Source organism: Bacteroides sp. 2_2_4, assembly GCF_000157055.1.
Classification (GTDB): domain Bacteria; phylum Bacteroidota; class Bacteroidia; order Bacteroidales; family Bacteroidaceae; genus Bacteroides; species Bacteroides ovatus.
Genome location: NZ_EQ973363.1, coordinates 223,323 through 243,020 on the forward strand (window position 1 = coordinate 223,323; position 19,698 = coordinate 243,020).

17 protein-coding genes are annotated in these 19,698 nt (G+C 40.9%); all 17 read left to right on the top strand.

The window, feature by feature from the left end; genetic code table 11:
- A partial coding sequence (locus tag BSCG_RS08620; RefSeq protein ID WP_175285326.1) for a polysaccharide biosynthesis protein occupies positions 1 to 622 on the top strand: 622 nt, incomplete at its 5' end.
- Between the two features lie 47 nt (positions 623 to 669).
- The gene (locus tag BSCG_RS08615) at positions 670 to 1,503 is read left to right on the top strand and encodes a polysaccharide biosynthesis/export family protein (RefSeq protein ID WP_004303599.1); all 834 of its coding nucleotides are present in this window, start codon (positions 670 to 672) and stop codon (positions 1,501 to 1,503) included.
- A 10-nt stretch (positions 1,504 to 1,513) separates the two neighbouring features.
- Positions 1,514 to 3,940, top strand: coding sequence for a GumC family protein (locus BSCG_RS08610; RefSeq protein WP_008776619.1), 2,427 nt, complete (start codon positions 1,514 to 1,516; stop codon positions 3,938 to 3,940).
- A gap of 32 nt (positions 3,941 to 3,972) precedes the next feature.
- On the top strand, positions 3,973 to 5,292 hold the full coding sequence (locus BSCG_RS08605; protein ID WP_004309249.1) for a UDP binding domain-containing protein: 1,320 nt from the start codon (positions 3,973 to 3,975) through the stop codon (positions 5,290 to 5,292).
- A gap of 2 nt (positions 5,293 to 5,294) precedes the next feature.
- Complete coding sequence (locus tag BSCG_RS08600) at positions 5,295 to 6,362, top strand: NAD-dependent epimerase/dehydratase family protein (RefSeq protein WP_008776620.1); 1,068 nt, start codon at positions 5,295 to 5,297, stop codon at positions 6,360 to 6,362.
- Between the two features lie 66 nt (positions 6,363 to 6,428).
- A complete protein-coding gene (locus BSCG_RS08595; RefSeq protein WP_008776621.1) occupies positions 6,429 to 8,378 on the top strand; it encodes a polysaccharide biosynthesis protein in 1,950 nt (649 codons plus the stop codon).
- Positions 8,379 to 8,737: 359 nt separating this feature from the next.
- Positions 8,738 to 9,340, top strand: a complete 603-nt coding sequence (locus BSCG_RS08590; RefSeq protein ID WP_008776622.1) for a hypothetical protein — start codon at positions 8,738 to 8,740, stop codon at positions 9,338 to 9,340.
- A gap of 217 nt (positions 9,341 to 9,557) precedes the next feature.
- A complete protein-coding gene (locus BSCG_RS29720; RefSeq protein WP_118161022.1) occupies positions 9,558 to 9,851 on the top strand; it encodes an acyltransferase family protein in 294 nt (97 codons plus the stop codon).
- Between the two features lie 714 nt (positions 9,852 to 10,565).
- Complete coding sequence (locus BSCG_RS08585) at positions 10,566 to 12,089, top strand: lipopolysaccharide biosynthesis protein (RefSeq protein WP_008776624.1); 1,524 nt, start codon at positions 10,566 to 10,568, stop codon at positions 12,087 to 12,089.
- Positions 12,090 to 12,143: 54 nt separating this feature from the next.
- Positions 12,144 to 12,323, top strand: a complete 180-nt coding sequence (locus BSCG_RS30920) for a DapH/DapD/GlmU-related protein (RefSeq protein WP_008776625.1) — start codon at positions 12,144 to 12,146, stop codon at positions 12,321 to 12,323.
- 35 nt (positions 12,324 to 12,358) lie between these two features.
- A complete protein-coding gene (locus BSCG_RS08575) occupies positions 12,359 to 13,498 on the top strand; it encodes an ATP-grasp domain-containing protein (RefSeq protein WP_008776626.1) in 1,140 nt (379 codons plus the stop codon).
- The gene (locus tag BSCG_RS08570; protein ID WP_008776627.1) at positions 13,495 to 14,613 is read left to right on the top strand and encodes an ATP-grasp domain-containing protein; all 1,119 of its coding nucleotides are present in this window, start codon (positions 13,495 to 13,497) and stop codon (positions 14,611 to 14,613) included. The genes BSCG_RS08575 and BSCG_RS08570 overlap by 4 nt, the downstream gene beginning before the upstream one ends.
- The gene (locus tag BSCG_RS08565) at positions 14,588 to 15,466 is read left to right on the top strand and encodes a hypothetical protein (protein WP_008776628.1); all 879 of its coding nucleotides are present in this window, start codon (positions 14,588 to 14,590) and stop codon (positions 15,464 to 15,466) included. The genes BSCG_RS08570 and BSCG_RS08565 overlap by 26 nt, the downstream gene beginning before the upstream one ends.
- Positions 15,467 to 16,585, top strand: a complete 1,119-nt coding sequence (locus BSCG_RS08560) for a glycosyltransferase family 1 protein (RefSeq protein ID WP_032849621.1) — start codon at positions 15,467 to 15,469, stop codon at positions 16,583 to 16,585.
- Positions 16,578 to 17,954 (top strand): O-antigen polysaccharide polymerase Wzy, encoded by a 1,377-nt coding sequence (wzy, locus tag BSCG_RS08555; protein WP_008776630.1) that lies wholly within the window; start codon positions 16,578 to 16,580, stop codon positions 17,952 to 17,954. The genes BSCG_RS08560 and wzy overlap by 8 nt, the downstream gene beginning before the upstream one ends.
- 332 nt (positions 17,955 to 18,286) lie before the next feature.
- Complete coding sequence (locus BSCG_RS30925) at positions 18,287 to 18,526, top strand: hypothetical protein (protein ID WP_032849622.1); 240 nt, start codon at positions 18,287 to 18,289, stop codon at positions 18,524 to 18,526.
- Positions 18,523 to 19,698 carry a glycosyltransferase gene (locus tag BSCG_RS08550; protein ID WP_008776632.1) on the top strand — a complete coding sequence of 392 codons (1,176 nt, stop codon included), beginning with the start codon at positions 18,523 to 18,525 and terminating at the stop codon, positions 19,696 to 19,698. The genes BSCG_RS30925 and BSCG_RS08550 overlap by 4 nt, the downstream gene beginning before the upstream one ends.

The window sequence follows — 19,698 nt, forward strand, 5'->3', positions numbered from 1 at the left end:
ACGTTTGGCAGAAATCTATGTTCAAAGTCTGGGATGCGCTATCCGTGAAGGAAAAGTGAAAGGTCATACAAAATTTATCACCACCCGCTTTGGTAATGTATTGGGTAGTAACGGTTCTGTCATTCCTCGTTTTAAAGAACAGATAGAGAATGGTGGGCCGGTGACTGTTACTCACCCTGATATTATTCGTTTCTTCATGACCATTCCCGAAGCTTGCCGTTTGGTAATGGAGGCCGCCACAATGGGTGAGGGCAATGAGATCTTTGTTTTTGAGATGGGAAAAGCAGTCAAGATCGTTGATCTAGCGACTCGTATGATCGAATTGGCTGGCTATCGTCCGGGTGAAGACATCAAAATAGAATTCACGGGATTACGTCCGGGTGAGAAGCTTTATGAAGAGGTATTGAGCGATAAAGAAAATACGATCCCAACAGAGAATAAGAAAATCATGATCGCCAAAGTTCGTCGGTATGAATATGCTGATATTCTTGATACTTATGCAGAGTTTGAAAGGTTGTCGCGTGCGGTAAAGATCATGGATACCGTGCGGTTGATGAAGAAAATAGTTCCGGAGTTCAAATCAAAAAATTCTCCGCGATTTGAAGTACTGGATAAAGAATAAATAGGGAATAATCAACAAAAGATTCTATAAATAAATTATCATTTAATATGAATAAATCATTGCGCACGCATTTGAATGTACGAAGCTTGTATGGAAGTTTGTTTTCCTGTCTGATAGCGGTATTTCTGTTTGCTTCCTGCCAGTCCTATAAGAAAGTACCTTATTTGCAGGATGCGGGAGTTGTAAAGGACACCAATCAACAGGAAAATTTATATGATGCCAAGATAATGCCTAAAGACTTACTTACTATCGTAGTCTCATGTACTAGTCCGGAACTTGCAGTTCCGTTCAACTTGACGGTGGCAACTCCTGCTAATGCGGCTACTGCCAGCACCCAATTGACTACCCAGCCTGTCTTACAACCTTATCTGGTAGATAATGAAGGCAAGATCAATTTTCCTGTTCTGGGTGAATTGAAAGTGGGTGGATTGACGAAAAGAGAAGCTGAACAACTGATAATAGACAAACTGAAACCTTACATAAAGGAGACTCCGATAGTTACTGTCCGTATGGTAAACTATAAAATTTCTGTATTAGGTGAGGTTGCCCGTCCGGGTACATTTACTATCAACAATGAGAAAGTCAACTTGTTGGAAGCTCTTGCCATGGCCGGTGACATGACGGTCTGGGGAGTTCGTGACAATGTGAAACTGATTCGTGAGGGTGCTGATGGCAAACAGGAAATTGTAACATTGGATTTAAACAAGGCGGAGACAATTCTTTCTCCTTATTATTGGTTACAGCAGAATGATATAGTCTATGTGACTCCTAATAAAGCAAAAGCTCGTAACTCTGATATAGGTAACAGTACCAGCTTGTGGTTCTCCGCTACTTCTATTCTGGTATCATTGGCAAGTTTATTAGTAACAATCTTCAAATAGTAATATAGATATGATTGAGGAAAAAAGAGAGAACCGGGGTGAGCAACCGGAAGAGCAGGTGAATATTCAGGAAATCCTTTTCCGTTACCTGATCTATTGGCCTTGGTTTGTGGTTTCTGTAATAATCTGTATCGTCTGCGCATGGGGCTACCTGCGTCTGGCTACTCCTGTCTATAATATATCCGCTACAGTCTTGATCAAGGATGACAAGAAAGGCGGTGGTGCAAGCATGTCCTCCGAACTGGAAAAGATGGGACTGGACGGTTTCGTTTCCTCGTCGAACAATGTAGACAATGAAATCGAGGTGCTGAAATCAAAGTCTCTTGCCCGTGAAGTGGTCAACAATCTGGGACTGTTTGTGACTTATAAGGATGAAGATGAGTTTCCTAATAGGGAACTTTACCGTACCTCGCCCGTAGTGGTGAGCTTGACTCCACAGGAGGCGGAAAAACTGTCTGCACCAATGGAAGTGGAGATGACTTTATTTCCCAATGGTGGGATGGATGCGTTGATAACAGTGAAAGACAAAGAGTATCGGAAACAATTCGATAAATTACCTGCTGTTTTTCCGACCGATGAGGGGACGGTCGCCTTTTTTGAAAGCAAGGATACATTGACGACCAATCAGGCTAAGGAGGAAAGTAAAGAGCGTCATATAAAAGCTTTTATAAACCGGCCGATGTCTGTGGCCAAAGGATATATCCAGTCCTTGTCGATAGCCCCTACATCAAAAACTACTTCTGTAGCTGTTCTTTCGTTAAAGAACTCAAATACCCGGCGTGGCAAGGACTTCATCAACAAACTCCTTGAGATGTACAATATCAATGCCAATAATGACAAGAATGAGGTAGCCCAAAAAACCGCAGAATTCATCGACGAACGTATCGGCATTATTTCCAAGGAACTTGGAAGTACCGAACAAGACTTGGAGAACTTCAAGCGTAGTGCCGGAATTACAGATTTGAGCAGTGAGGCGCAAATAGCCTTAACCGGTAATGCTGAATATGAAAAGAAGCGTGTGGAAAACCAGACTCAAATCAATTTGGTGATGGATTTGCAACGCTATATGCAAGGTAATGAATATGAGGTCTTGCCAAGTAATATTGGATTACAGGATGCGGCATCAGCTGGTGCAATAGACAGATATAATGAAATGTTGGTTGAAAGAAAGCGCTTGCTCCGTACATCAACCGAGAATAATCCGACGATCATAAATTTGGATACTAGTATCCGTGCGATGCGGAGCAATGTACAGGCTACGCTGGATGCTACATTGAAAGGATTGCAGATAACCAAAGAAGACCTTGTCCGTGAGGCGAACCGCTATTCCCGTCGCATTAATGACGCTCCGACCCAGGAACGCCAGTTCGTAAGTATCGCTCGGCAGCAGGAAATTAAGGCCGGTCTTTATTTGATGTTACTTCAAAAACGTGAAGAGAATGCCATCACTTTGGCAGCTACAGCAAATAATGCCAAGATTATTGATGAAGCGTTAGCTGACGACAATCCGGTTTCTCCTAAGAGGATGATGGTCTATCTTGCCGCCTTGGTATTAGGAGTAGGATTTCCGGTAGGTATTATTTATCTGATTGGATTGACCAAATTCAAGATTGAGGGCCGTGCTGATGTTGAAAAATTAACTTCTCTTCCTGTTATTGGCGATATCCCGTTGGCGGATGAAAAGTCCGGTTCTATAGCTGTATTTGAGAATTATAATAACCTGATGAGCGAGACATTCCGTAATGTACGTACCAATCTTCAGTTTATGCTTGAAAATGGCAAAAATGTGATTCTGGTGACTTCTACCATCAGTGGTGAAGGTAAGTCTTTCGTATCATCCAATTTGGCCATCAGTCTTTCTTTATTAGGTAAAAAAGTTGTGATAGTTGGTCTTGACATTCGTAAGCCTGGCTTGAATAAGGTTTTTAATATTTCCCAAAAGGAACATGGTATTACCCAGTTTCTGACCAATCCGACAAAGAATCTGATGGATTTGGTACAGCCTTCCGATATAAACGAGAATCTGTTTATTCTTCCGGGCGGATCAGTTCCTCCCAATCCAACGGAATTATTGGCCCGTGACGGCTTGGAAAAAGCCATCGAAACGTTGAAGGCTAATTTTGACTATGTGATTCTGGATACGGCCCCCGTGGGTATGGTAACTGATACCTTGCTGATAGGGCGTACTGCTGATTTGTCGGTATACGTATGCCGTGCCGATTATACCCGTAAGGCAGAGTTTACTTTGATCAATGAGCTTATGGAAAACAACAAACTGCCTAACCTCTGTATCGCCATTAACGGCTTGGATCTTCAGAAAAAGAAGTACGGCTATTATTATGGTTATGGTAAATACGGCAAGTATTATGGCTATGGCAAGCGTTACGGTTATGGCTATGGTTATGGAGAGAAGCATACAAGTCGGGAGGGTAAATAAACTGCTATTGATAAAACCAAATCAAACATAATATGCGTGATTTCAAAGAGATTCGGGTCGCAGTAGCCGGAACTGGCTATGTGGGACTGAGCATAGCGACACTGCTATCACAACATCATCATGTAACTGCCGTGGATGTAATCCCGGAAAAGGTGGAGAAACTGAACAACAAGGTTTCCCCTATCCAGGATGATTATATCGAGAAGTATCTGGCTGAAAAGCCGCTTGATCTTGTTGCCACTTTGGACGGGAGGTCAGCCTATGCTGATGCCGACTTTGTGGTAATAGCCGCTCCTACAAACTACGATCCTGTGAAGAATTACTTCGATACGAGTCGTGTGGAGGAAGTTATCGATCTTGTGCTTGAAGTGAATCCCGATGCTGTAATGGTCATCAAATCGACAATTCCGGTGGGCTATACCCGTAACCTTTATGTAAAATATGCCCAGAAAGGAGTCAAGAAGTTCAACCTGCTGTTTTCACCGGAGTTCCTTCGTGAAAGCAAGGCCCTCTATGACAACCTTTATCCGAGCCGTATCATTGTAGGTTATCCGAAGATCATTGACGGCCCGGAGTTTGATGAAGAAAACAAGGCGATCCGGTCTGTCACGAATGTCACTATGTTACAGGAAGCAGCTAGGACATTTGCTGCCCTTTTGCAGGAAGGGGCTGTCAAAGAAAACATCGACACGCTCTTTATGGGCATAAAAGAGGCGGAAGCAGTCAAGCTCTTCGCCAACACCTACCTGGCTCTCCGTGTCAGCTATTTCAATGAACTTGACACATACGCTGAAATGAAAGGATTGGATAGTAAAGCCATCATTGAGGGCGTAGGTCTTGATCCACGTATCGGGACACATTATAACAATCCCTCATTCGGTTATGGTGGTTACTGTCTGCCGAAAGATACCAAGCAACTCCTTGCCAATTATCAGGATGTTCCCCAGAATATGATGTCCGCAATCGTGGAATCAAACAAAACCCGTAAGGATTATATAGCTGATGCAGTGCTCCGCAAGGCAGGCTATTATACAGGAAATGGACAATGGGACGCATCCAAGGAACATACTTGCGTCATCGGTGTATACCGTTTGACCATGAAATCGAACTCTGACAATTTCCGCCAGTCTGCCATCCAAGGTATAATGAAACGTATCAAGGCGAAGGGTGCGGAAGTGATCATCTATGAACCCACGCTTGAGGACGGGACTACATTCTTCGGCAGCAGAGTCGTTAATGATCTTGCTGGATTCAAGGCGCAGAGCAAGGCTATCATAGCCAACCGTTTTGACAACAGTCTGGAAGATGTGGAAGCCAAGGTTTATACACGTGACATTTTTAGAAGGGACTGACCATGTTGCCATATAATGTAGAGCTGGACGGAAAGACTGTGCTTGTAACGGGTGCTGCCGGTTTTATTGGGAGTAACCTTGTCATGCGCCTTTTCCATGATTTCCGAAATATCAGGGTAATCGGTATTGATTCCATCACCGATTATTACGATGTCAATATCAAATATGAGCGTCTCAAGGAAATAGAGTCGTTAGACCGTGACTGGATTTTTGTCCGTGCCTCGATTGCCGATAAGGATGCGGTAGAAAGAATTTTCTCTGAAAACAAAATTTCCGTTGTCGTAAATCTTGCGGCCCAGGCAGGCGTCCGTTACAGTATCACCAATCCTGATGCCTATGTCCAAAGTAATCTTATCGGTTTCTATAATATCCTTGAAGCCTGCCGTCATTATGAGGTGGAGCACTTGGTTTATGCTTCTTCATCATCAGTCTATGGCAGTAACAAGAAAGTTCCGTATTCAACTGACGACAAGGTTGATAACCCGGTCAGCCTTTATGCAGCAACAAAGAAGAGTAACGAGTTGATGGCTCACGCATATTCAAAACTCTATAATATCCCATCAACAGGCTTGCGTTTCTTTACGGTTTATGGTCCTGCAGGTCGTCCGGATATGGCGTATTTCGGGTTTACCGACAAGCTTGTAAAAGGCGAAACTATCAAGATTTTCAATTATGGTAATTGTAAACGTGATTTTACTTATGTGGATGATATTGTGGAGGGAGTAGTTCGCATCATACAGCACGCTCCTGAGAAGCGGAACGGTGAAGATGGACTTCCAATTCCTCCATACAAGGTTTATAACATTGGTAATAATTCACCTGAAAACCTTCTTGACTTTGTGACTATCCTGCAGGAGGAACTCATTTGTGCAAATATACTCCCACAGGATTATGATTTCGAAGCGCACAAGGAACTCGTACCTATGCAGCCTGGGGATGTACCAATTACCTATGCAGATACCACCCCATTGGAGCAAGATTTTGGCTTTAAACCATCTACTAGCCTTCGTGACGGCTTGAGGGCGTTTGCTCAGTGGTATGCGAAATACTACGGAACATCTGAAAAATAAATGCCTCTAAGCAATTGGCGTGATGCTGCGGATCGAATCCGTTGCCTGCTACAAAACAATATAAACATGAAAGAATTATTGCGTAAGATCAGCAACTGGTACTTCTCGCGCAAGGCACTGCCCTACTGGTGCATCCTTGTCATGGATTGTATGGCAGTCTATGTATCAGGACTCTTTGTGTATTACCTCCAGCATGGAGGTTTGGAGTTGGCACAATACTTCTGGCAAGTCACCTTTGGTCTCGGCTTGTGTCTCATAGTGTATATCATCTCCTTCTTTGCTTTCCACACTTACAACGGTGTGATGCGCTACTCTAGCTTCGTTGACCTCCATCGCGTAGCCTACAGTACTGCTCTTGCAAGCGTTGGCACCTGTCTGCTTCATCAGGTACAGGTGTATGCAAAACTCGCACCTTATCTGCTTATCCCACGCTTCGATAGTGTCATCATGCTTTTCATTGTGGCCACTATGCTCATGTGGTGTTTGCGAGTGCTTGTCAAAAGTCTGCACGATACCTACCGTGGTGATGCCAACATCCAGAAGGTGTTCATCTACGGATGTATGCAAGGAGGAATAGCTCTCGCCAAGAGTCTCAAGAACGAGAACCTTCAGCGCTACCGCCTTTGTGGATTTATCTCCACTGACCGCTCTCTCAATGGTACATGGCTCTTGGGCGAACAGGTGCACTTTGATGAAGATAAGGTCGTTGCCACCATGAAGCGCTATCAGGTGGCAGTCCTCCTTGTATCTCCACTCCAGACCAACCATTTCATTACACGTACCACCCTCATCGATGCCCTCGTTGCTGCCAACATTAAGATCATGATGATGCCACGAGGAGTAGAAGAGTGGGACGGCAAGAGTGAATTGACTCATCAACAGCTTCACGAGGTTGAAATTGAAGACCTTCTTCCTCGCGAGAAGATTGAGGTGGATATGGATGCCATAGGCGAGATGCTTCATGACAAACGTATTCTCATCACGGGTGCAGCTGGCTCCATCGGAAGCGAGATGGCGCGTCAGGTGGCTAAGTTCCAACCTGCCGACCTTATCCTTGTCGATCAGGCTGAGACTCCAATGCACGACGTTCGCCTCTATATGGCTCGCAATCATAGCGACCTTCACGTAGCGACCATCGTCACCAGCATTTGCAAACCTGACCGTATGGAGAAGATTTTCTCTGAGTACCGTCCTGAATATGTCTTCCATGCCGCAGCCTATAAGCACGTGCCTATGATGGAGGACAATCCTACTGAGGCAGTACAGAACAATATCCACGGTACACGTGTCATTGCTGACCTTGCATTAAAGTATGGCACCAAGAAGTTCGTGATGATCTCCACCGATAAGGCCGTTAACCCGACCAACGTGATGGGTTGTTCAAAGCGTATCTGTGAAATCTACTGCCAGAGTCTCAATAAGGCTATTGCTGAAGGTTCCTTGAAATTTGAAACAGCCAACGGCAAGAAACCAGAGACTCAATTTGTGACTACTCGTTTCGGTAATGTCCTTGGCTCCAACGGTTCTGTTATCCCTATATTCAAGGAACAGATTCGCAAAGGTGGTCCTGTTACCGTCACTCACAAAGACATCATCCGTTTCTTCATGCTCATCCCTGAGGCATGTCGTCTGGTGCTCGAAGCTGGTACTATGGGTAAAGGGGGAGAGATTTTCGTCTTCGACATGGGTGAGCCTGTACGTATTGCCGACCTTGCTCAACGAATGATCGACCTCTCGGGTGCTAAGGATGTGAAGATTGAGTTTACTGGTCTTCGTGATGGTGAGAAACTCTACGAGGAAGTGCTCTCTGATAAGGAAGGTACAAAGCCAACGGTTCATCCTAAGATTATGGTGGCTTCTGTTCGTGAATATCCTTATGAACTCGCACTCCAGAACGAGAAAGAACTTTATGAACTCTCTTTTACTGCCGATGATATGACCATCGTGAAGAAAATGAAGGAAATTGTGTTGGAGTTTAAGAGCAAACATAGTAAATACGAAATACTTGATAAGTAGTAAATGGAGCTACAAGAGTTTATAGCAAGATACGAAGTTGCAGCCTCTTTGATTAGCAAGCCTACTGCAATTGAGGATCTGTCCAGCATATTTGGTAAGAAGTGCTCTTATCCGAGACAGACTGCTGACCTCGTGTAAAGTTGTATCAAAGGATTGTTAGAGACAAATACGGAAACCGATAATAAGAAGAATCGTATTTCGTCATAGTCTCCAATCTTTGGGTGTTGCAATTATGTAGGGAGTAGCCAACTAAGTACATTATTGATGCTTTCGAAACTCTTCAAAGTTTCCTTGATACTGGATTTTATAACGAATGGCATAATTGTAGAGAAATAAGATAACAATAAAACCCAAATACGATGTTTATTGGTAAGATTAATCCGCTCCCATTTTGGGAACGCTTCAAAGCATTCATCAAGTCGTACCCTGGCATGGCAGGAATTCTAGGGATTGCTTGCTTCGTATGGACATTGCTATATAAGATGCTATTTGTGAACATAGAGGCTTCATACCAGTGGTTGGTTCCACTGGGAGATGTTTTCTATGCAGTAGCTCTCTCTGTGATAGCCTCTGTTATTTTTTACTATTTCACAAGCTTTATCCCAAACTACAGAAGCAAGAAAACGATAGATAAGCTCTTGTTGAAATGGCTACAGCAACTTGATTGGTATGGTAAGCAAATGGTGGGAGACATTTCACAACTAAATTATGCCGAAGCCAGCAAGTTGAGCCAAGAAGAGCTTAGGAGCTATTGTAATAAGAAGCTTTCAGCTAAACCTCAGTTGGGTTCGCTATACTTTCTTGGGCCTTACTTTGGCAATTGGTTTGAATACTTTGATTACTGCTTCCAGATGGAGGATACATATATCGAGAAATGCCTTCAATATCAGGACAAATTGCCAGTCCAGATATTGGAAATTTTGAGGATATGGAGATACATGATAATCTACGATAAGCATTGAGTGATTGCAAGTTTCAGCTTGCTACAAATCAGGTAAACAATCTGATGGGAAGTCTGCAGGTAAATTATGATACGATGGAGAATCTATCTCATCTTATTTGGAACCATTGTAACAGTATGAGGTAGCTCGTTACATTATATCAGAAGAGTTCGGTTTATTGATTGACAGATAATTTGGTACTTTTAAATTAAATGATGAGTATTTCTCCTTGCGACAAATGAACAAACATTTATATTGGATTGATTTTGCAAAAGTCATAGGTTTATATCTTATGGTATTAGGGCATGGTAATATGGTTAGTGATGATTTGCGTTGTTATATTTATTCTTTCCATATGCCGTTGTTTTTTGTCATATCAGGACTCTTTGCAAAAGATTATATAGAGAGGATACCTGTCATAAAAGGTAGTTTTAAGACTTTGATGATACCATACATTTGTCTGAATGCGGTATGCTTGATTTTTTTTCATTACTTGAATTGTACAAAGGGACTTTCAGTATCGGACTGTTGAAGTCTCAGATGTTTGCAATAGCTCTTGGTGTAGGTTATGCGACAGAATCTCTTACACCTGTATGTACGCCAATGTGGTTTTTCTATGCTCTATTCATTATTAAGATAGTATATGCAGTAGTGCCTAAGACAAAAATATCTAAAACACTTCAATTCGTGTTGTGTTTCGTAGCAGTAAGGTTGCTGACTTATTATAATATTGATACTTATATACCGTTAGACTCAGCAATAATGGCATATCCGTTCTTTTTAATAGGGACGGAAAGCAAACAACTTTTGAATAGCTCATGTTGCAGAAATTACAAGAAAGTCTCGCTTACTGTCATTGTTCTTGTATTATCCTATTTCATTTCTCAGTTTAATGGTAGGTGCGATATTGATACGATGCGTTATGGTTCTTATTATAGCTTATTTATATTTACCGGTATCGCTACCACGATTTCTATATTGACTATATGCAAGATGATAATTGAATATGTTTCATATATTAAGTCTCAACTAACAGTACTCTGCATCGGAGCCCCTTTGATTGTTGGATTGAATCTGCTTATTATAAATGTCGTAAAACCAATTTTCTCCTTTCTGGTGGGAGAATGGAATAGTATATATGGTATGATACTGGGGATAATTATTATGTGCCTCTTTTATCCTCTCATAATTTTCACAAAGAGATACATGCCAATAGTATTAGGAAATCGAAAAGAAAGGGAAAGAAATGAAGACTGAATCAATAGGTAAAAGATTGGCAAAGAACACTGCATATATGTATGTTCGAATGGTAATCTTAACTGTCATTACTTTATACACTTCAAGGATTGTATTGCAGCAACTGGGAGTTGATGACTTTGGAATATATGGTGTAATAGGTAGCGTTGTTGCTATGTTTTCCTCTTTACGAGGTTTGTTTGCAACATCCACTCAGCGCTTTGTTAACTACTCAATGGGAGAGGGTAAATTTGACAAGGTATGCACTATTTTCAACATGTCAATTTTGATTCATGTAATAATTAGTATCGCACTTTTTGTATTAGGAGAAGGTCTTGGAATCTGGTTCATTGAGTGCAAGATGTCTATTGATCCATCACGAGTATTTGCAACTCATTGGGTTTTACAGTTTTCTTTACTATCTGTTGTAATTAGTATGATTACAACCCCCTTTGATGCATTAGTATTGGCGCATGAAAAGATGAATTTTTATGCATACATTGCAGTATTAGAAGCTGTTCTTAGACTTGCAATAGTTTTCGCATTAGCATATTCTCCTATTGATAAACTTATTCTGTATGCCATACTGCAATTTATAATCACAATAATAGTATTCTTGGTGAATCTTTGGTATTGCAGATCTCGCTTTTCGGAATGTAGATTCAAACGAGTATGGGATAAGAAAATATTTATTGACATGAGTGCTTTTGCTGGATGGAATTTTTTGGGAAATACAGCATTTGCGATTACTCAGAACGGTCTAAATATGTTGATAAACACATTCTCTGGAGTTGTTGCAAATGCTGCAAGAACAATTGCTTATCAGGCAAATGCAGCTTTGGGTAAGGCTTTGGATTCAGTTACAACAGTTATAAATCCATACTGCACAAAAACATACGCATCAGGACAGATTGAGAGGACTTTAGATGTGATATATTTTGCATCCAAAATATATATTATTCTTCAGATCTTTATAGCATTGCCTTTATGTGTATTTAGTAAAGAGATATTGTTATTGTGGTTAGGTCAAGTTCCTGATTATACGATAGGATTTATGAAAATAATAATGCTGCATTCTGTTATTCGTTCAATACACTATCCACTAAATAACTTATTTAAGACGGTTGGCAATTTGAAACGATATCAACTTGCAGAAATATCAATTCTCTCACTCCCTTTATTGGCGTCTTATATCTTACTTAGACAGGGTTGTGAACCTTATGTTGTGTTCTGGACATTGATAATATTTGAAGTGATAAATTATGTGGCAATTATTGCAATAGCAAAAGAGGATGCTCATTTACCAATTAGAACATATCTAAAGAGAACAATTATTCCTTGCGCCATTTCAGTTATTATTACGCTTGGTGGTTATTCCTTATGTATGGCATACAGCGGATTATATTATCGTCTCTTTTTCTTAATAATTTCTATGGCAGTAGTTTTGGCAATAATGTTTTGTATAGGGTTAAATGCTTATGAAAGAAAACTAATAATCAATTTGTTAAAAACTGATAATCGAAATATTAGATAAATTGTCAAAGTTGACTAGATATTAGAAGGTATTCCCTGATATCTATTTTCCAAAATGTTGGCTTCTGTGATAATAGGTAACAACGTATGGGTAGGAGCTAATGCCACAATTCTTCTAGGAGTAAAGGTTGAAATTTTAAGTATTATCGCAGCAGGTTCTGTTGCTACCAAAAAGATGCCTTCTGGTGTATTGGTAGCAGGTAATCCGGTAGTTATAAAAAAGAAGCTCAGGTAGTATTTACTATCTGGTTTCGATAAGTAAGATAGAAAATGAAGAAAGTAATTGTCTTTGGCAATGACCATACCAATAGCGTTGGAGTAATCCAGTCGTTAGGTAAAGCCGGCTATAGATCTATAGGTCTTGTATATGGCTTCAAGAATGATTTTGTAAAGAGTAGTAAATATGTAGAGCGTGTTATATCTGCAAAGGATGCACAGGCATGTATTGATAAGCTTGTAGAAGCTAATTTCAATACTCAAGAGAGAATGCCAATTATTGCTACTTGCGATATGGCTGCTCTCACTCTCGAAAGAAACAAGGAAAGACTTAAGGATCGTTTCTTATTTGAACATGCAATAAATTATACCCTTGATTATCTTGCGAAGAAAGAGAATCAAGTACGTATGGCTATCGATGCAGGTTTCAATGTACCTAAGTCTTGGAATCTGAACGATACAAAGCAAATTCCAGATGATGTAACTTATCCTTGTCTTATTAAGCCATTGGTAAGTTGCGAAGGCGCTAAGAGTGATATTCGAGTGTGCTGCTCGCGAGAGGAACTTGAAAAGAATCTTAACTCTCTTGACTATACAAAGAAGGTGCTACTTCAGCAATATATTAAGCGTGATTACGAAATCAGCATCTTAGGCTGTGGGCTGTCATCAGGAATTTGTTTAATTCCTGCTATAGAAAACAAACTTACTCTCTATCCAAAACATGTGGGCTTGGAGTGTTTGGCCAACATGCAGTCATTGGAAGATGGACCGATTAAAAAAAGTATTGAGAATTTAGTATCTGCAGCTGGTTATGTTGGCTTATTCTCTGTAGAGATGATGCATTGTAAAGATGATGACAAATTTTATTTTACAGAGATAAACCTGCGAAATGATGGTGCAGAGGCTTTCGTTACAAAATATGGAGCTAATCTTCCATTGAATCACGTAGAAGATCTTCTCGGCTTGCCATTGACAAAGCAGACAGAATATCACCCTGGTTATTATATTTGGGAGATGCACCATTTTGCTTCTGTTGCGTGTGGCGATATTTCTGTTTGGACATGGTTGAAGGAAATTCGGAAGTCAAATGGTTTCTTAATGAGTCATTCAGGAGATATGAAGCCATTCTTTGTTCAGTTCATAAATCCGATATTGAGAAAACTGAAAATTAAGAGAAGCGAAAACTATAAATGAGAAGGATCATAATTATTGGCGCTTCACATCATAACACATTGAGCGTAGTGCGTTGTATTGGTGAAGCCTTCGGACAGATAGAACTCGTCATCGTAGGGTGTGTAAAAAGTTTTGTCTCCAAGTCAAAATATGTAAAAAATGCTACATTCCTAAAAGATGCTGATGCTTTGTATCAGTGGGCAATGAACAACAAAGGGCAAGACAAGCCGATTATTATTAGTTGTGCAGATGGCGTGTCACAAGTATTTGATATGCATTATGAGGAGGTGCACTCGTATTATGATTTCTTTAATGCAGGTGCAGACGGGGTTCTGACTGCTTTCATGGATAAGCAAAGGCAGGTTGAACTAGCTAAGGAAGTAGGCTTTGCAACACCTATTTCTGCTTGTTATACCAATAAGGATAGTGTTGGCGATTTCTCAACTTTCCCATGTATAGTTAAGCCATTGCAAAGCTATGTAGGTGGAAAGCATATATGGCATTGTAATAATACAAAAGAACTTCAGGATGTTGTAATTTCAGTTCCCGATGGAGTTATGCTTCAAGTCCAGGAGTTGATAAAAAATGAGCATGAGATTGTGCTACCAGGACTTATTACCAAAGACGAAATCTTTGTTCCGGGTTATATTTTGAAGCATCGCGAATTTTTGGGAGGAACAACATATTCGAGCGTCAAGAAGCATAATACTACAACGGAACAACTTGTAGCTTATTCGGCAACTATGTTGTGGAAGATAGGCTACGTGGGTTTATTTGGAGTTGAGGCGATGTTTAACGGAAAAGATTATGTGTTCATTGAACTTAATCTGCGAAATGATGCTACCTGCTATTCTATGGCAGTAGCGGGAGTCAATCTTCCTGCTATGTATGTTGATTCAGTTTTGGGTAATAAGTTAGAGCCAAAACAAATTTCTGAAATCACATCAATGGTCGAGAATAAAGACTTCTCACATGTTATCAGGAGAAATGTTGGCTTTACTCAGTGGCTAAAAGAGTTGAGAGGGGCACAATGTAAGTTTCTCTATAACAAGATTGACAGGGGGCCATTGTTTGCTTGTCTTTTAGATCAAATTACAAACAAGATAATAAATGAAACTTCGCGAATTACGACATAATTTTTGGAACTTGGGATTCATAGAGGAGGGACTTGCAGATACTCTCAAGAACAAGAATCCTAAGATTCATTGGGTGAAGAAGCGCATCAACGACCGTTGGTTCGCAGATCCGTTCATTCTCGATGTTACGGAGAGTGAGATAATTATCCTTGCTGAGGAATACTGCTACGATATTCGTCGTGGACGTATAGCACGTGTAGTGATAGACTGCAAGACTTTTGAAGAGAAAGGTTTTGAGATTATTCTTGATCTGCCTACACATTTGTCTTTTCCATTCATTATTCGTCAAAACGGCAAAGTGTATCTGATACCCGAGAACTCTGCATCTGGTTGCTCTACTGTTTATGAATATGATGATGCGACTCGCAAACTGACACCTCTTCATCATCTGGCAGAAGAACCATTTGCTGATGCTACCATCTTCGAGATGGAGGGTAAGTCTTATCTTTGCACTACAATGGTGCCGGATACCAACTCAAAATCAGTAAAGATTTACACTTTTGATAGAGAGAACCTGAAAGTCGCAGAGCGAGTTGCTACAGTGGAGTTTCCTATATTATGCGGTCGTAATGCAGGAGAGGTGTTTGCGGTAGATGGTCACTTGTACCGTCCTGCACAGGATTGCACTTTGCGTTATGGTCATGGCGTGATTCTCCAGAAGATAACAATGAAAGATGGCAAATGGAGTTTCGAGGATGTGAACAGCTTTTATCCGAACACCTTCAAGTACAACCATGGAGTACATACTTTCAATAACTATAAAGGATTAATAGTAATCGATGTTAGAGGATATCGTAATCCTGTAATGGGGCGAGTGCTGACATTCCTTTTCAAACTGATTGGTAAGAAATAAATGAAACGAGTACTACAGATAATGGGCGGTCTCAAACGAGGAGGACTCGAGACCTTTGTAATGAATATGTATCGCTCCATCGATAGAAATGAGATTCAGTTTGATTTTTTGCTTGCTCAGGTAGCTGGTGGAGACTATGAGGAAGAGGCAAAGTCATTTGGAGCAAACATTTATCATCTGCCTGCCCGTAACAAGGGGTATAAGGCATATCATAAAGCGTTGGACGATTTCTTCCGAGAGCATCATGACTATATAGCTATTCATGAGCATATATCGTCTTTGACATCCATTGATCCAGCTTACTATGCCAAGAAATACGGCATTCCTGTGCGTATCTTCCACTCGCATAGTTCGTCTATCCAAAAGTCACTCCGTCTGCATTGGGTGCATACCATTCTGCACTACATAAACAAGGCGAAAGTACATACCTATGCTACCCACTATCTGGGATGCTCAGATAAGGCTCTTGACTGGCTCTACAAATATACAGGCGTTCGTTCAAAGGCAATGATGGTGAACAATGGAATAGATTGCGAGCAGTATACTTTCAACGAAACCATAAGAGCAGAGGTTCGTCAAGAGTTTGGTATTGGTGCAGACGACTTCGTAATAGGTCATGTAGGTCGCTTCATTCCTCTGAAGAACCAAGACTTCCTTGTGGATATACTTGCAGAACTTCACAAGACAATGCCTTCGATTAAACTTCTCCTTGTGGGTGAAGGCGATACTATGCAGGAGGTGAAAACAAAGGCAGAGTTAGCAGGTCTTAAGGATGCTGTCATTTTCACCGGAATACGTTCGGATGTAGTACGACTGATGCAGGCAATGGATACCTTCGTGATGCCATCTTGGTTTGAGGGGCTTCCTGTATCACTTGTAGAGGCTCAGGCAGCAGGGCTGCCAGTAGTAGCATCCGATACTATCTCGCACGATTCTGATATTACGGGAACAATCCTTTTCAAATCCATCAACGAGCCTGCTGCTAATTGGGCAAAGTGCATAGAGGAGTGGAAAGAGAAATGGGGGCGTCCAGACAATATTGAACAGATTAAGAAAGCGGGTTTTGACTCGAAGTCAACAGTAAAACAACTCGTAGAAATTTATAACGGTAATGTTTAGACAAGAAAAAGTACTACTCATATTTATGAGTTGTGTGTATGCAATTGTTGGCTATACTACCGATTACCCTACTATGCAATCGTTGAGTATGATGGGCTGGTTCGGATTGGTGCAGCTGATTTATTGCATCATGAGCTGGATGAAGAGGGGAAATCAGTTTATCTCTCCTTATATAATATTTCTCCTAACACTTTATATCTTTTCTTATGGTCAGTCTTTCTTGTGGGCTTTGGGGCTTGAGTCTGAACGGACCCTTGTAGGATTTAGAGGTTGTACCATTCCTGAAATTTTTGAAGCACAAGTTCTCACTTTAATAATGCTTGCATTTTTCCAAGTTGGAGCATCTTATTATTCTACGAATAGGCAGACTTTTTATAATGATGAAATATCCGTTGATGATACATACAGTTTAAGAAGGATTGGGTGGTTTCTTTTTATTGTTTCAGTTATACCATATTCGATGGAAACTGTTCAAAAAATGATTATTTCTATGACAAGTGGTTATGCTGCAATTTATCAAGGAGAAGACAAGGTGGGGCTATCAAACTGGTCAGGTATTATTGCGGATTATTGTATTCCGTCGCTTATCTGCCTATATATATCATATAGAAAACACAAGACAATGAGAAGAAGCATAACTCTCTTCTTCGTAGTAAATATCGTGGTAATCTTGGTTACTGGTGGTCGAACATTTGCAGTAATCCTTATCGCTCTTATAGTTATTCTATATAACTATTTGGTGAAAAGGCTTACAAAAAAATGGTTGCTAGTGGGCTGTATAGGTGCATTTGTATTGTTGCAAGTATTATCGTATGTGGCAAATGTTCGTGTTGAAAGTGGCAGAAGTGCAAGTTTGGAATCCATGAGATTAGAAAATAATGGCTCAATTGATGCAGTCGCAGAAATGGGGGGGACGATGTTTTGTTTAATAAAAACACGAAATCTCGTTCCGGAAAAGCAAGATTATCGTTATGGAAAATCATATCTTTATGCTTTCACATCCATAATTCCTAATCTTGGTTTTTGGGATATTCACCCTGCAAAGAAAGAAGCAAACCTTAGCGACTGGCTAACAGATTCTCTTGGATTAGATTATGGCACCGGTTTCTCGATGTGTGCCGAAGCATTTGCAAACTTTGGATATTTAGGATTTATAGCTTTCTTCTTTTGGGGTTGGTTTATGGCCAGCATATTGGGAAAAATTGAGTGGAGTGTCCAGACACGGAATTATGCTCAGATGGCTTTCTTATTAATTCTATTTTGGTTCTTCCTGACACTTCCTCGGAACAACTTTATCAATCTCGTCCGTCCAATCTTCTTTGTGGCAGGACCGATCTATCTATATTGTACGAAATTTAGTAGAAGATAACATGATATTAAATAGAGAAGACCTGAAACTATATCTAGCTGAAGATAAGAGAGTTAATGTGAAATGCTATGGGGAATCGCCTTTTTTGAAGCATTGGATAGGCAATACTGATGGATAGAGAGTATATCGTTATCTGAAGGTATTGCGATTACTATGAGTATTGGCTCAATACATCTTCACAATGTTACAATCCAATTGCAAAAATCCTGCACGCTATAATGACCAACTAGTATAAGCTCAAACTGTGTAGAAAGGCGGGGAAGTACAACATCAATGTATGTCGCCCAAATTCTGTAGGTTATGGGTTTAGAGCAACCATCAACTGCGAAAGCATGGGGAACTATTGTGTGGTCAATTCAGGTGTGGTTATTGGTGTGAAGACTGGAGTAGAACGGGGGCCTATAATTGGTAATCATGTAGAATTGACTACAGGATGCAAGGTTATCGGTGATGTTGTGATAGGAGACAACGCTATAGTGGCGCCCAATTCCGTTGTAGTTAAAGATGTAGAACAAGGTACTGTCGTTTCGGGCGTGCCAGCAAAGTTCTTAAAAACAACAAGAAAAGTATGAATTTATATTTCTTTACAGAATCGAGATTTGATAGTGTGAATGGAGAAATCTGGACATCACAAGGCTTCTCTATGGCTCTATGGCAGAGATACCTTGGTAAGTTCAATCATGTATATGTGGCTGCAAGACTCCAAAACGTATCTGAACATTCGAGCGATAATCTCTTTAAGTTAGAGGACAAGAGAGTGTCGGTCATTGGTCTGCCATATTACATAGGACTTGTACCTTATCTGAAAGCAAAGGGTAGCATCAAGAAGATTATCAACTCTTTCATTCACCCTGGTGATGCATACATTTGTCGAGTTCCGGGAAATATCGGTACCATTGCTGCAGAGTGCCTCAAGAAAAAGGGAATACCGTATGGGTTGGAGGTGGTGGGCGACCCTTGGGAGTCACTCTCACCTCAGGCTTTCGAATCTCCTTTTGCCAGAATACTTCAGGTGGTGGCTAAGCGTCAGTTGCAGAAGATTACGCACAACGCTTCGGCTGCTCTGTATGTGACGAATCATATTCTTCAAGGTAAATATCCTGTGAAGGAAGGCGTGTTCACAACGGGAGCATCGAATGTGATTCTTCGTGATGACTGCTATTCTGCCGAACCTCACAAGGTTGTAGACCGTGAGAAAAACGTACAAGTACGTATGTTGGCAGTGGGGACATTGGCTCAGTTATACAAGGCTCCAGATGTGATTCTGAAAGCATTGGCAATCGTAAAGAGCAAAGGATATAATCCGTTCCTGACTTGGTTTGGCGACGGACGATATCGTCAGCCGATGATCAAGATGGCAGAGGAGCTTGGGCTGAAGGACAATGTGAATTTTGTAGGTGCTGTAAAGCAAGATGTTATACGAAAGGAGTTTGAACAGACCGATCTGTTCGTACATGCGTCTCGTGCCGAAGGGTTGCCAAGAGCTGTGATTGAGGCTATGGCTTACGGACTTCCTTGTATCGGTTCTTCTGTAGCAGGAATACCTGAATTGCTTAGTCCAGAGGCTATCGTAAAGCCGAACGATGTGGATCGTTTGGCTGAAAAAATGTTGCGTTTTGTGGAAAACAAGCAGTTTGCACAAAGCGAAGCCAACAAGAATTGGGATGAATCGAAGAAATACCACAATGATATTCTTACTGAACGACGACTCTCATTCTATGATGAACTTATAAAACAGTCCTGA

Coding starts and splice junctions, on each gene's coding strand:
- BSCG_RS08615 (WP_004303599.1), top strand. CDS start 670: ATGAATAAATCATTGCGCACGCATTTGAATGTACGAAGCTTGTATGGA.
- BSCG_RS08610 (WP_008776619.1), top strand. CDS start 1,514: ATGATTGAGGAAAAAAGAGAGAACCGGGGTGAGCAACCGGAAGAGCAG.
- BSCG_RS08605 (WP_004309249.1), top strand. CDS start 3,973: ATGCGTGATTTCAAAGAGATTCGGGTCGCAGTAGCCGGAACTGGCTAT.
- BSCG_RS08600 (WP_008776620.1), top strand. CDS start 5,295: ATGTTGCCATATAATGTAGAGCTGGACGGAAAGACTGTGCTTGTAACG.
- BSCG_RS08595 (WP_008776621.1), top strand. CDS start 6,429: ATGAAAGAATTATTGCGTAAGATCAGCAACTGGTACTTCTCGCGCAAG.
- BSCG_RS08590 (WP_008776622.1), top strand. CDS start 8,738: ATGTTTATTGGTAAGATTAATCCGCTCCCATTTTGGGAACGCTTCAAA.
- BSCG_RS29720 (WP_118161022.1), top strand. CDS start 9,558: ATGAACAAACATTTATATTGGATTGATTTTGCAAAAGTCATAGGTTTA.
- BSCG_RS08585 (WP_008776624.1), top strand. CDS start 10,566: ATGAAGACTGAATCAATAGGTAAAAGATTGGCAAAGAACACTGCATAT.
- BSCG_RS30920 (WP_008776625.1), top strand. CDS start 12,144: ATGTTGGCTTCTGTGATAATAGGTAACAACGTATGGGTAGGAGCTAAT.
- BSCG_RS08575 (WP_008776626.1), top strand. CDS start 12,359: ATGAAGAAAGTAATTGTCTTTGGCAATGACCATACCAATAGCGTTGGA.
- BSCG_RS08570 (WP_008776627.1), top strand. CDS start 13,495: ATGAGAAGGATCATAATTATTGGCGCTTCACATCATAACACATTGAGC.
- BSCG_RS08565 (WP_008776628.1), top strand. CDS start 14,588: ATGAAACTTCGCGAATTACGACATAATTTTTGGAACTTGGGATTCATA.
- BSCG_RS08560 (WP_032849621.1), top strand. CDS start 15,467: ATGAAACGAGTACTACAGATAATGGGCGGTCTCAAACGAGGAGGACTC.
- wzy (WP_008776630.1), top strand. CDS start 16,578: ATGTTTAGACAAGAAAAAGTACTACTCATATTTATGAGTTGTGTGTAT.
- BSCG_RS30925 (WP_032849622.1), top strand. CDS start 18,287: ATGGGGAACTATTGTGTGGTCAATTCAGGTGTGGTTATTGGTGTGAAG.
- BSCG_RS08550 (WP_008776632.1), top strand. CDS start 18,523: ATGAATTTATATTTCTTTACAGAATCGAGATTTGATAGTGTGAATGGA.